13 protein-coding genes and 1 tRNA gene are annotated in these 11,551 nt (G+C 64.0%); 5 read left to right on the top strand and 9 right to left on the bottom strand.

What is annotated here, in order from left to right; genetic code table 11:
- Positions 1-119: 119 nt before the first annotated feature.
- Positions 120-1,349, bottom strand: a complete 1,230-nt coding sequence (gene kynU, locus NUU27_RS02065; RefSeq protein WP_257760385.1) for a kynureninase — start codon at positions 1,347-1,349, stop codon at positions 120-122.
- Between the two features lie 133 nt (positions 1,350-1,482).
- Between kynU and NUU27_RS02070 the strand changes: the two genes are divergently transcribed.
- Together NUU27_RS02070 and NUU27_RS02075 are read left to right on the top strand one after the other, a co-directional pair.
- The gene (locus NUU27_RS02070; protein WP_257760386.1) at positions 1,483-2,373 is read left to right on the top strand and encodes a GntR family transcriptional regulator; all 891 of its coding nucleotides are present in this window, start codon (positions 1,483-1,485) and stop codon (positions 2,371-2,373) included.
- A 55-nt stretch (positions 2,374-2,428) separates the two neighbouring features.
- On the top strand, positions 2,429-3,103 hold the full coding sequence (locus NUU27_RS02075; RefSeq protein WP_257760387.1) for an amino acid ABC transporter permease: 675 nt from the start codon (positions 2,429-2,431) through the stop codon (positions 3,101-3,103).
- 58 nt (positions 3,104-3,161) lie between these two features.
- Here the strand turns inward: NUU27_RS02075 and NUU27_RS02080 are convergent.
- Both NUU27_RS02080 and cpdR read right to left on the bottom strand, forming a co-directional pair.
- A tRNA-Val gene (locus NUU27_RS02080) sits at positions 3,162-3,236 on the bottom strand.
- Positions 3,237-3,351: 115 nt separating this feature from the next.
- Entirely contained in the window at positions 3,352-3,714 is a 363-nt protein-coding gene (gene cpdR / locus NUU27_RS02085; RefSeq protein WP_008599113.1) for a cell cycle two-component system response regulator CpdR, read from the bottom strand.
- Positions 3,715-3,899: 185 nt separating this feature from the next.
- On the opposite strand from cpdR, the gene NUU27_RS02090 reads away from it, so the two are divergent.
- Positions 3,900-4,790 carry an N-formylglutamate amidohydrolase gene (locus tag NUU27_RS02090; protein WP_257760388.1) on the top strand — a complete coding sequence of 297 codons (891 nt, stop codon included), beginning with the start codon at positions 3,900-3,902 and terminating at the stop codon, positions 4,788-4,790.
- A 245-nt stretch (positions 4,791-5,035) separates the two neighbouring features.
- Positions 5,036-5,806, top strand: a complete 771-nt coding sequence (gene hisN, locus NUU27_RS02095; RefSeq protein WP_257760390.1) for a histidinol-phosphatase — start codon at positions 5,036-5,038, stop codon at positions 5,804-5,806.
- 3 nt (positions 5,807-5,809) lie between these two features.
- On the opposite strand, the gene NUU27_RS02100 is transcribed toward hisN, so the two are convergent.
- Positions 5,810-6,769, bottom strand: a complete 960-nt coding sequence (locus NUU27_RS02100; RefSeq protein WP_257760391.1) for an alpha/beta fold hydrolase — start codon at positions 6,767-6,769, stop codon at positions 5,810-5,812.
- 414 nt (positions 6,770-7,183) lie between these two features.
- Here NUU27_RS02100 and NUU27_RS02105 point away from each other — a divergent pair, with 414 nt between their 5' ends.
- Positions 7,184-7,642, top strand: coding sequence for an Hsp20 family protein (locus tag NUU27_RS02105; protein ID WP_257760392.1), 459 nt, complete (start codon positions 7,184-7,186; stop codon positions 7,640-7,642).
- Positions 7,643-7,705: 63 nt separating this feature from the next.
- Here NUU27_RS02105 and NUU27_RS02110 read toward each other — a convergent pair whose 3' ends face one another.
- The 5 genes from NUU27_RS02110 to NUU27_RS02130 form a co-directional block, all read right to left on the bottom strand.
- Positions 7,706-8,275, bottom strand: coding sequence for a DoxX family protein (locus NUU27_RS02110; RefSeq protein WP_374565336.1), 570 nt, complete (start codon positions 8,273-8,275; stop codon positions 7,706-7,708).
- 20 nt (positions 8,276-8,295) lie between these two features.
- Complete coding sequence (locus tag NUU27_RS02115; RefSeq protein WP_257760394.1) at positions 8,296-9,102, bottom strand: DNA-binding domain-containing protein; 807 nt, start codon at positions 9,100-9,102, stop codon at positions 8,296-8,298.
- Positions 9,086-10,006, bottom strand: a complete 921-nt coding sequence (locus tag NUU27_RS02120; RefSeq protein ID WP_257760395.1) for a DUF692 domain-containing protein — start codon at positions 10,004-10,006, stop codon at positions 9,086-9,088. The genes NUU27_RS02115 and NUU27_RS02120 overlap by 17 nt, the downstream gene beginning before the upstream one ends.
- Before the next feature lie 26 nt (positions 10,007-10,032).
- Positions 10,033-10,356: a DUF2282 domain-containing protein gene (locus NUU27_RS02125; protein ID WP_257760396.1), complete on the bottom strand. Its 324-nt coding sequence runs from the start codon at positions 10,354-10,356 to the stop codon at positions 10,033-10,035.
- A 125-nt stretch (positions 10,357-10,481) separates the two neighbouring features.
- Positions 10,482-11,540, bottom strand: coding sequence for a low specificity L-threonine aldolase (locus NUU27_RS02130; protein ID WP_257760397.1), 1,059 nt, complete (start codon positions 11,538-11,540; stop codon positions 10,482-10,484).
- Positions 11,541-11,551: the final 11 nt, after the last annotated feature.

Below are 11,551 nucleotides of genomic sequence, written 5' to 3' on the forward strand. Positions count from 1 at the left end.
TAGTATTAAATTATCGTAAGGTCATGCGCCACAAATGGATGTGGCGCATAGGTCTTGCACGCACAAACGGGACTCCGCCCGGCTGTCACGCACCGCCGGCGCAGGGGGAAGGCTTGCGCTCACGTGACCTTTGCACGTCTGTGAAATTCCGGGCGGTCCCACAGCTTTTCCCGCATGACCCGCTCAAGAACCGTTGCCGCATCCACCACATCGGCGTGGCGCAGATAGAGCGGCGTCATGCCGAACCGCAGGATGTCGGGGGCCCGGAAGTCGCCGATCACGTTTTCACGGATCAATGCCTGCATGATGGCATACCCTTCCGGGTGGCGGAAGGAGACCTGGCTGCCGCGCCGCTGGTGGTCCCGCGGCGTGACGAGCTCCAGCCCGGGGCAGCGCCGCTCCACTTCCGCAATGAAGAGATCGCACAGGGATTGGGACTTCGCACGCACGAGCTGCATGTCGACGCCCTCGAAGGCGTCGAGCGCCGCATCGATCGAGGAGAGCGAGAGAATGGGCGGAGTGCCGACCATCATGCGGGCAATGCCGCCCGCCGGCGTGTAGTCCGGCGTGAAGGCAAAGGGGGCCTGGTGGCCCATCCAGCCAGACAATGCCGGTCGCACATGCGGCAGGTGGGCTTGCGCCACATAGAGGAATGCCGGGGCGCCGGGCCCGCCGTTCAGGTATTTGTAACCACAGCCGATCGCGAAATCCGCCTTCGCCTCTTCAAGATGCACCGGAAACGCGCCGGCGCTGTGGCAGAGGTCCCAGACCGCCAGCGCGCCCCGTTCGTGCAGCCGTCTCGTGGTTTCGGCCATGTCGTAGCGCCAGCCGGTGCGGTAATCCACCTCGGTCAGGAGGGCGACCGCGACGGTCTCGTCGATGGCGTCGTGCATGTCGTCCGCCGTCGCGGTGCGCAGCTCGTAGCCCTGGCCGAGCAGGCGGGCGAGACCGTCAGCGATGTAGAGGTCCGTCGGGAAGTTGTTGCTGTCGGACAGGATGACGCGCCTTTCCGGGCGCAGCGAAAGCGCGGCGGACAGAATCTTGAACGCGTTGACGGACGTCGAATCTCCGACCGCCACCGTGTTTTCCGGCGCACCGACAAGGCGAGCGATCTTCGCGGCGACCCGCGCCGGCAGGTCGATCCAGTTGGCGTCGTTCCAGCCGCGCACCAGATGATCGCCCCATTCGTGCTCGACCACCTCGCGCATGCGCTCGCCGATGCCGGCAGGCATGGCGCCGAGACTGTTGCCGTCGAGATAGATCACGCCCTCAGGAAGACGGAACCGGGCGCGGAATTCCCGCAGCGGATCCTGCCGGTCTCGCTCATGCGCACTTGTCTCGTCCCGCATATCCTGATTTCTTCCTCCGTGCTCATTTGATCAAGATGGATTGTGCCGAAGAATTATATATATTGTGATGGATTATATGAAATCATGGGTCGGCACAATGGCTGATGATGGTGGGCGGAGGGTCGAGGCCGCCTTGACCGCTCTCAGGCGCGACATCGTGAGCGGCGTTCTGGCGCCCGATGCGCCGTTGCGCCTGATGGCTCTGTCGAAGCGATACGACATCGGCTACACCCCGCTTCGCGAGGCGCTGTCCCGCCTCGAGGCAACGGGGCTGGTGGTTCTGCAACCAAACCGCGGCTACCGGGTCGCCCCGGTTTCGCTGACGGAACTGGAGGATCTCGAACAGGCACGCAGCGTGGTCGAGACGGCGCTGCTCGAAGATGCGATCGCCTGTGGCGATCTCGCCTGGGAGAGCGGCATCGTGGCCGCGCATCACAAGCTCACCGGCGCGGCGAGGGCGCTGACTCGAGAGGGCCGTGCAATCGCCTATGGCGCCGCCGCGGTACCCCCACCCCTTACCCCTCCCCTCAAGGGGGAGGGGGACGATCGGGCGCACCCCCTGACTTCCCTCCCCCTTGAGGGGAGGGATCGAGGGTGGGGGTCGCAGGCGCAGCCTGCAAGAAAGATCCTAGGCGATTGCCCTGCCGGAGAGGGCAATGGCGTTGCAGCCTGGATGGAGGCGCACGACGCCTTCCATCAGGCGCTTTTGGCGGCCGCCCGCTCCTCCTGGCTGAAGTCGTTTCAGCGACAGGTCAGCGAGCAGTTGCGGCGCCACCACCAGGCGCTGCTGTTTCATCCCGGCATGGGGAAGCCGACCGGGGAGGGCGGCCACGACGCACGGACGCAAGAGCTGTTGCGACAGGCACTCGCCCTCGATCACCACACGCAACTGATGAATGCAGCCCTTGCCAGGGACACGCCGTCGGCGCTGAACCTCATGCGCGCGCATGTGCAGTTCACGTTGATGGTCTATCGCTCGGTCGCCGCGCAAGGGACGCCGGGGGAGGGAGGCGCCCATCGTTGAGACGGGCAGAGGCTTTCGTGTTTTCAGCAAGCGATAATGGGAGGATCGCATCGCGATGCCGGGATTCGTCGACACGTTCTTGAACGCGGATGTGCTCGTGCGCATCTTTCCCATGCTTCTCAGGGGTGTGGGCAACACGGTGCTGCTTGCGCTCACCACCATCATCCTGGGTGGCCTCGCCGGCGTGCTGATCTGCCTTGCCCGCCTTTACGCGCCCAAGCCGGTGCGGGTCCTGGCGGTGCTTCACGTCGACATCTTTCGCGCCTTGCCGATTCTCGTGGTGCTGGTGCTGATCTATTACGCGCTGCCCTTCGTCGGCATCAGGCTCAACGCCTTCACCTCGGCGACGATGGCGCTGGGGCTGGTTTTCTCGGCCTTCACCGCCGAGGTCTTCCGGGCCGGCATCCAGTCGATCCCGCCCGGGCAGACGGAAGCCGCCAAGGCGTTGGGCATGCCCTTCTGGGCGATCATCTACAAGGTGATCCTGCCGCAGGCGTTCCGGGTCGCTATTCCCCCGCACACGAGCAATTCCGTGGCGATCGCCAAGGACACCTCGCTGGCTTCCGTCGTGGCGATGCCGGACCTGCTCAAGCAGGCGACGGATGCGCAGGCGCTGACGGCAAACCCGACACCGCTGATCGCCGCCGCGGTGATGTATCTCATCGTCCTGTGGCCGCTGGTGCGGCTCGTCTCCTATCTGGAGGAGCGCTTCCGCACGGTCAGGCACTGACCGCACGCCTCTCCCGCACCCGTTCCGGGCTGGAGCCTGTCGCGAAGTTTTGAAAGGATGGTGGGCGTGACAGGGATTGAACCTGTGACCCCTACGATGTCAACGTAGTGCTCTCCCGCTGAGCTACACGCCCATCCGACGCGGGCATAGACCACATATTCGCAGTCGGCGTCAATAGAGGATTGAAGCGATTTTTCGCTTCCCAGCGAGCACGCGAAAACGGCCGCCGCGGGTCTCCCGCTTCAAGCCTAAGCAGCCTGCAGCAGCTTTTCCACCTCGTTCACCAGATCGCGCAGGTGAAAGGGCTTGGAAAGCACCTTCGCATCGCGTGGTGCGTTGGAATCGGGGTTGAGCGCAACGGCCGCGAAGCCGGTGATGAACATCACCTTCAGGTCGGGATCGATCTCGGTCGCGCGGCGCGCCAGTTCGATACCGTCCATCTCGGGCATGACGATATCGGTCAGAAGCAGAGAGAAAGGCTCCTCGCGCAACCGCTCATAGGCGCCTGCACCGTTGTCGAAGTCGACCACTTCGTACCCCGCCCGCTCAAGCGCCTTCACCAGAAAGCGCCGCATGTCATTGTCGTCTTCCGCCAGGAGAATCCGTGCCATCATGTCGTCCGAATTGTGCAAGAGCGGCCGTCCCGCAAACCGCATCACTGTGTTTAGCTATATGATTCTCACGTGGTAAATATCAAGTGAATCCCGCCATGCAAGAGCCGAATGCGGGCTGGACAGGGGCTGTCGCCGGTGGCAGGCTTCACAATGATGTCATGAGGCTGGAGGCGCCGACACGGATGAATGCGGTTGCGGACTTCGAGCAGGTTCCGGCCTTTGAGGTGCTTACACCGACCTCACAAACCGTTCCTTTCGTGTTCAATTCGCCTCACAGCGGGCGGCACTATCCTCACCGGTTTCTGGCGATGAGCCGCCTCGACGCGTCCATGATCCGGCGGTCCGAGGACTGTTATGTCGACGAGCTGTTCTCCGGCGTCGTCGGCTGCGGAGCCCCCCTGCTCACGGCCAATTTCCCACGCGCCTATCTCGACGTGAACCGCGAGCCGTGGGAGCTCGATCCGCGCATGTTCAGCGATCCGGTGCCGCCGTTCGCCAACATCCGCTCGCCGCGCGTGGCCGGTGGGCTGGGCACCGTCCCGAAACTGGTCGGCGAGGGGCTGGACATCTATTCGGGGCGCCTGCCCCTTTCGGAAGCGAGGTCGCGCATCGAGGCGATCTACATGCCCTATCACGACTGCCTGAAGCGCCTGCTGATCGATACGCACTGCGCCTTCGGCGTCGGCATCCTGATCGACTGCCACTCCATGCCGGCCGGCATCCGCTCCGGCGAGGGCGCGCTGCGGCCGGACTTCATCATCGGCGATCGTTTCGGCGTTTCGGCGTCTCCTGCCCTGACGGAATGCGTCATCGGGCTCTTATCGGCGCGCGGCTATTGCGTGATTCACAACAAGCCCTATGCCGGCGGGTTCATCACCGAACATTACGGCCGGCCGGCCCAGGGGCTGCATGCGGTGCAGATCGAGGTCAATCGCGGGCTCTACATGAACGAGCGCACACTGGAGAAGACAGCGGGTTTTCATGCCCTGATGGACGATCTCAGCGATTTTGCCCGCGAGCTGATGGTGATTGCGGGGCAGCATTTCGCTGACGTTCCGCTGGCCGCCGAATAACCGCGCGGAACTTGTTGCGCTGCAAAAAAAAAAGACCGCATCGCCTGGCGACGCGGTCTAAAGTCTAGGGAGGAAACGCCCAAAAGGGCATTAGGCAGAACAACTGCCCGATCAAAGTTTATGTTGCGCTGCACAATTGTCAAGCGCTTTACCGGTCATTCACCATTGCAAAGCCGGAGGGCTGTGGCAAAAGAGGCCGATTGCCGGACCGGCCGGATTTCGGCCGGCTGCCTGAGGAGATATCGATGACGATCACGCCGGCCCTGATGCGCCGCATTGCCGAGGCGGCTGCTGCGGAAACCCTGCCGCGGTTTCGCCGCCCGGCTCTGATCGACAACAAGCTGGCCTGCGGGTTCGACCCGGTAACGGAAGCCGACCGCGAAGCAGAACGCGTGATCAGGACCCTGATTGCCGAGGCCTATCCGGATCATGGCATCCATGGCGAGGAGTTCGGGCTCGAGCGGGAAGGGAGCGCCCACCGCTGGATCATCGATCCGATCGACGGCACGCGCGCCTTCATCTCCGGCCTTCCCCTGTGGGGAACCCTGGTGGGGCTGACGGTCGAGGGCCGTGCAGTGGCGGGCCTGATGTCCCAGCCCTTCACGGGCGAGCTGTTCTATGCCTGCGGCGAGGGCACCCACTATGAGGGCCCGGGCGGCAACCGGCGTCTTTCGGTGCGCGACACGACCGTCCTCTCGGATGCAACGCTCTGCACCACCACGCCGGCACTGTTCGATCCGCTGCGGCGCGCGGCCTACGACCGGGTGGAGGCGGGCGTGTGCCTGGCGCGCTATGGCACCGATTGCTACGCCTATGCCATGCTGGCGGCCGGTCAGGTGGACCTGGTGATCGAGGCGGGGCTGCAGCCATACGATATCGTCGCCCTCATTCCCGTCATCGAGCAGGCGGGCGGCATCATAACGACCTGGGCGGGCGGGCGCGCGGAAGGCGGTGGCGACATTCTTGCGGCAGCAACGCCGCAACTGCACGAACAGGCGATGGCGCTGCTGCGGTAGAGTTCACAGCCAGGGCTGGCCGTCATTGTCGGCAAAGGCCTCGAACGCAGCCAACACCTGCTCCCGATAAAAATCAGCCTCCTGCAGAAGTTCATGGCGGCCGCCGTCGATGGTCAGCAACGAGGCGCTGCGCAGGCGCCGAACGTAGCGCTCTATGGCAAGGGTCGAGACGACGCGTTCGCGGCCGGCCGCCAGGAACAGCGTTGGGATGTGGATTTCAGCCATGAAGGCCGGAGCGGTGACCGTTTCGATCGCCTTGAACATGGCGCGCGTCCAGGCGACGGTCGGGCCGTTGATGGCCAGGTCCGGCCTTTGCAGAACGACGGCCCGGTTGCGCTCGAAACGCTTCGCGTCGGTGCTGAGAGCGGCATCCGAAAAGAGCGGGGTCTTTCCGCGCCGGCTGCGCCCGGGCATGTAGAGCTTGCCCAGACCGATCGCATAGAGAAACCCGGCGAGCCGTTCCACCCAGCGGGCGGCGGCCGGCTTTGCGTAGAGGCCGAGCAGCGGTGCGCACAGAACCATCCTCCGCACCCGATTGGTCAGGTTGGGGGTGGCGAGCAGGGCGATCAGCGCACCGGTGGAATGGGCGAGGATGTAATAGGGACCGCGGCAGTCCGGCAGCACGACGGACTGGAAGAATGCGTCGAGGTCGCGAACATAGTCACTGAAGTTCTCGATGTAGCCGCGATCCGGATCGCGCAGCAGCCTGTCCGAGCCTCCTTGCCCGCGCCAGTCGAGAATCGCCGAGCCGTAACCGCGCCGGAGAAGATCCTGTGCCGTTTCCAGATATTTCTCGATGAACTCGTTGCGCCCCGGCAGGATGACGACCGTGCCTTTGCCGGAGGGGGTGGGCGCCGGCACGCGCGCATAGCGCAAACGGCAGCCGTCCGCCGTCTCGATCAGGCCGGCGTCTGTGCCCTTCGGGATCGGGTTCTCCGGAATCTCGACGAGAAGGTCGGCCATGCGGGGGTGACTGCCTCAGATGCGTTCAACGACGGCACGTGCCGAGTGATACTGGTGGACGCGCCGATAGGCAAGAATGAGCGGTCTCTGACAGACGAATGCCGGAAGCGGCACGAAGCCGCTTCCGGCGTAGCGCACCGGTGGAAGGGACGTTACATCCGGTGCGTTGGGTTAGGCAGGCCGTTTCGCCGCCAAACAACTGAGAAGAGCCTAACCGGGCGAAGCTGAACGCTGTCCGATGGTGCCGTTCATCCGGCGTTCATCTTGGTCCGGCCGGTCTTGAAGGCCTGTTTTGCAAGGCCCATATGATGTTTGCGGCCGCCAATCCGGGGTCGCTGGCCACGCAGGAAACGCCCTTGAGCGGGTTTCCGAGGAAAGGCCAAACGCAATGTTGCTCAACAGGAGAACAGACCCATGCGTCATGTTGATTTTTCGCCTCTGTATCGTTCGACTGTCGGTTTCGACCGGCTTTTCACGATGCTTGATTCCCTGGCTCAGCCCGATGGCGGCCAGACCTATCCGCCCTACAACATCGAGCGCACCGGCGAAGACGCCTACCGCATCTCGATGGCCGTCGCCGGCTTCGGCAACGATGACATCGCGATCGAGGCGCACCGCAATGTGCTGACGATCAAGGGCGAGAAGACCGCCGAAGAGAAAGGCGAAGGTGAGCTGCTCTATCGCGGCATCGCCGCGCGCAGCTTCGAGCGCCGTTTCCAGCTCGCCGACCATGTCGAGGTGACGGGCGCCAACCTCGAGAACGGTCTTCTGCACATCGACCTCAAGCGCAACATCCCCGAGGAGATGAAGCCGCGCCGCATCCCGATCGCATCGGTGAAGGGCGCGAAGAAGATCGAAGCCAAGGCCGAGTAACTCTCCGACAATAGGAGAAGTCGCGGCGGCGCCCTCAAAAAGGGCGCCGCTTTTTCTTTGTGGTCAGGCAAGCCGCATGCGGCGCGCCAGCAAGGCGTCGATGGAGATCCGGCCGGCACCCCTGACCACGAGATACAGCAGCAGGAACACCCAGAGCGTGCGCTGATCCCAGATCAGGCTGTCGGAGAAGCGGTCGAACCAGGCGCCTGCGGTTTCCGCACCGACCTTGTGGATGTTGATGTCCACATAGGACTGGACCAGGACGAAGCCGATCATGCCGAGCGCGGCGAGGCGCGTGAAAAGGCCGACGACGATGAGCAGCGGCAGGACGAACTCGGAATAGGTGCCGAGCCAGACGATCAGCCGCCAGGGAAAGAACGCCAGCGCAGCAACATCGCCTCCCGCAGCTTCGACCGCCGGCAGGACGATCTGGTAGTAAGCGCCGTCGGAAACCTCGAAGAATCCGGACAGGCCGGCTCCCACCTTGGTGCGGAACGAATTGAGGAAGTAGAAATAGAGAACCGCCAAAAAGGCGAAGCGGGCGGCGAGCCCCAGGAACCAGCCGTCGAGCAGCCGCTCGATCGTCGCGAAGACGCGGTGATGGGCCGAGGCGACGGTAGTTGCAGAACGAATCACGGCATCAGTCCTTTTTGCTAGTTCGGGGGCGGAAAACCGCTTCCGCTGAAGGCACCGCTTTCGATGGTGAGGCCGATGGCTTCGACGAGATCGAAGGAGGGATCCTGTTCCATCGCCAGCGAGGCGGCCTGGCGGAGCGGCGCTCCTTTTCGCAGGGCCTTGAAGAAGACCGGTTGCCCGCGGGCGAGCTTGCGAATCTCGACCCGCAGCAGGGGACGACTTATCAAGACGGCCTCGGGAATGCCGGCGTCGATCCTCCTGGGCATCGGGCCGGATCGGTGAGCAGTAAAGATCGTGTGGATTGCGTAGTCCGATTCGATGACGTGCATCGCCGGGTGTGGCGACAGCCGGATTTCGGCCAGCGCCTGGGGCGGCAGTGCCGCGAATTCGGCCGGGTCCAGCGGCGCCCGGTCGGCGGCGTGGTAGGCGTCGAGCCACGCCCGTTCAAGCCTGGCGACGTCCGGCAGATAGCGCAGATGCCGGATCGGGTCGAAATCGGCGAGGTGCTCGGCAAAGCCGCGTCCGTATTCGAGGACGAGCTTCGATGTCGGAGGATGCGCGCGGACGAAATCCCGGGCAATCATGCGGAAATTCTGTTCGCCCAGGATTTGCGTGACGATGGGATAGATCTCGGTCAGGGCCGTCACCAGGCTGTGGGTCACATTGTTGCGATAGACGTTGAAGCGCTTGACTGCAGCTTTTCCGCCCGGGCCTGCGACGCAGGAGGGTTGCGGGCGATCCGGGCTGAGGAGCGTCTGGCCGAAGGCCGCATCGTAAGCGGTTGGGGAAGGAGCCCGCCGGGGACGGTCAGCCGTGAAGCGCATGGGATCTTTCGCTTGCTGCCGAGGACAGGGAACGATCGAGGATGCGTTGGGCGGCGGCCGCTTCCGACTGTAGAACCGGCCAGTCGGGAACATCCGCATCCCATTCGACCAGCGTGTTTATGGGGCCGCATCTGGCGATGACCTCCTCATAAAGCGTCCACACCGGGTCGGCCACGGGGCGATCATGGCTGTCTATGAGCAGCGGTGCGCCCTCGTCGTCCTCTTGCTCGTCGTGGCCTGCAAGGTGAATTTCGCCAATGTGTTCCAGGGGGAAATCAGCGAGATACCCGGTGGCGCTGAAGCCGTGATTGGTGGCGGAGACGAAGACGTTGTTGACGTCGAGCAGCAGCCCGCACCCGGTCCGCGACACGATCTCGCGCAGGAAATCGGTCTCCTTCCAGGTGGATTCGGGGAAGATCACGTAAGTCGAGGGATTTTCCAAGAGCATCGGCCGGCGGATCGCCTCCTGGACCTGGTCGATGTGCTCGCACACCCGCTTCAGCGTCACATCGGTGTAAGGCAGGGGCAGCAGGTCGTTGTAGAACACGTCGTCATGGGTCGACCACGCAAGGTGCTCCGAAACCAGGAATGGCTCGTAGCGTTCGACGAGACCGGCGAAACGGGCGAGATGCTCGCGATCGAGCGGAGCAAGGCCCCCGATCGACATGCAGACGCCATGCAACGAGAGCGGCAGGATATCGCGCATTCTCGCGAGGGCTGCATGGGGAGCGCCGCCGGCGCCCATGTAGTTTTCCGCATGCACTTCGAGAAAACCGATCGAGGCCGATTGCCCGGCGATCGCCTCGATGTGTTGCGGCTTGAAGCTCGCGCCGGCACGACCGACGGGATCGAACGCCGGGAAACGGCCGTTGGATACGGTGGTTCTGGTGAAATCGCGTTTCATCATCGCGTCTCCCGGCATTCGGTAGGTCAGGACGGAAGATCGCGGTCGAGAGGCTCGGGCGAGCCCTGGCGGCCGTCCGGCAGGTCCATCGTCGTGCAGGTGCCGCCGTCGACGAACTTCCAGGCATTGCCCTGATAGTCGACCTTGGACGTGCCAGCGCAGGTGGTGCCGGGGCCGGCAGCACAGTCGTTCTGGCCTGCAAGGGAAACGCCGTAGCATTTTTCCTTGCCGGCCTTCATCGCTGCATCCACCTGTTCCTGGGAAAGGGGTGCGGCGGCGGCGCTGGAGGCAAGCGCTGTTGCAACCGCGCCCGCCAGATAGGCGAGGCTCAGCGTGGCTTTCGTAGACATGGATTTCTCCTCTCGAGGTCAGGTTGACGCCGGTCTTGCACCGACCCCGTCGTTCTCCCAGAGGTCGCGCTCACTTGGAAATCAAGCGCGCGCGAGGGAGGTTCACATGACCGTGAGAGGTTGCGTTACCGCCGCGCGGACAGCCTGTCGGCAAAGGCCTCGATTTCGGCCGCGCCGGTCGCGAAGCTGGTAACGAAACGATAGAGCCCTTCGCCCTGCGCCAGTTGACCGGCGAAGGAGAGCGGCGGATTCCAGGCGTGGAAGCGTGCGCCGCCGGCCTGCAAAGCCGCCGCGGTCTTCTCGTTCATCACCGCAAAGACCTCGTTTGCCTGCGGCCTCCAGGCGAGGCGGGCGGCATCGGACGCCTCCAGCGTCTCAGCGAGGATCTGCGCCATCGCATTCGAATGGCGGGCCAGCTGCAGCCAGAGGTCATCCTCGAAATAAGCCTCAAACTGCGCGGCGATAAAGCGGGACTTGGAAAAGAGGTGCGCCGCGCGCTTGCGCAGGAACGGCATGCCGCCGGCCTTGGCAGGATCGAGCACGATCACGGCTTCGGCGCACCAGCACCCGTTCTTCGTTCCGCCGAAGGAGACGATGTCGACGCCGCGCTTCCAGGTCATTTCCGCCGGTGTCGCGTCGAGCGCGACCAGGGCGTTGGCAAAGCGCGCGCCGTCGAGGTGAAGCGGGATGCCATGGTCGCGGCAGATGCGGCCGATCGCCTCGATCTGCTCGAGGGAGTACAGCGTGCCTATCTCCGTCGCCTGGGTGATGGAGGCCGCCATGGGCTGCCCCGCATGCACGAATTCCGCCGGATAGTGGCGGATGGCCGCATCGAGGGCATCGGGGGCGATGCGGCCGAGGTCACCTGCAACGCCCTTCAGCCGCCCTCCGCCCGTGAAATATTCGGGGGCGCCGCCCTCGTCTTCGATCGCGTGGGCTTCGGAATGGCAGAAGGCGACACCGCCCGGCCGGGAAGCCCAGGTGAGGGACAATGCATTGGCCGCCGTGCCGGTGCCGACGAAGAAGACGGCGACATCGCGTTCGAAGATCTCGCAGAAGGTCTGCTCGACCTGCTTGTCGAGATCGCTGCTCCCATAGGCCGAAGCATAGCCGGCGGCGTTTTTCACAAGCGCTTCGGCGATCTTCGTGTGCGCGCCGGCCCAATTGTCAGAGGCGAAATTCATGCTTTCATCCA

Origin of the sequence: Nitratireductor sp. ZSWI3 (assembly GCF_024655565.1) — a bacterium.
Taxonomy (GTDB): Bacteria; Pseudomonadota; Alphaproteobacteria; order Rhizobiales; family Rhizobiaceae; genus Nitratireductor.

Bases quoted from the DNA above. Each gene is read 5' to 3' on its own strand.
- NUU27_RS02105 (WP_257760392.1), top strand. From the start codon at position 7,184: ATGCGTCATGTTGATTTTTCGCCTCTGTATCGTTCGACTGTCGGTTTC.
- NUU27_RS02115 (WP_257760394.1), bottom strand. From the start codon at position 9,102: ATGCGCTTCACGGCTGACCGTCCCCGGCGGGCTCCTTCCCCAACCGCT.
- kynU (WP_257760385.1), bottom strand. From the start codon at position 1,349: ATGCGGGACGAGACAAGTGCGCATGAGCGAGACCGGCAGGATCCGCTG.
- NUU27_RS02090 (WP_257760388.1), top strand. From the start codon at position 3,900: ATGAATGCGGTTGCGGACTTCGAGCAGGTTCCGGCCTTTGAGGTGCTT.
- NUU27_RS02075 (WP_257760387.1), top strand. From the start codon at position 2,429: ATGCCGGGATTCGTCGACACGTTCTTGAACGCGGATGTGCTCGTGCGC.
- NUU27_RS02120 (WP_257760395.1), bottom strand. From the start codon at position 10,006: ATGAAACGCGATTTCACCAGAACCACCGTATCCAACGGCCGTTTCCCG.
- hisN (WP_257760390.1), top strand. From the start codon at position 5,036: ATGACGATCACGCCGGCCCTGATGCGCCGCATTGCCGAGGCGGCTGCT.
- NUU27_RS02125 (WP_257760396.1), bottom strand. From the start codon at position 10,356: ATGTCTACGAAAGCCACGCTGAGCCTCGCCTATCTGGCGGGCGCGGTT.
- cpdR (WP_008599113.1), bottom strand. From the start codon at position 3,714: ATGGCACGGATTCTCCTGGCGGAAGACGACAATGACATGCGGCGCTTT.
- NUU27_RS02130 (WP_257760397.1), bottom strand. From the start codon at position 11,540: ATGAATTTCGCCTCTGACAATTGGGCCGGCGCGCACACGAAGATCGCC.
- NUU27_RS02100 (WP_257760391.1), bottom strand. From the start codon at position 6,769: ATGGCCGACCTTCTCGTCGAGATTCCGGAGAACCCGATCCCGAAGGGC.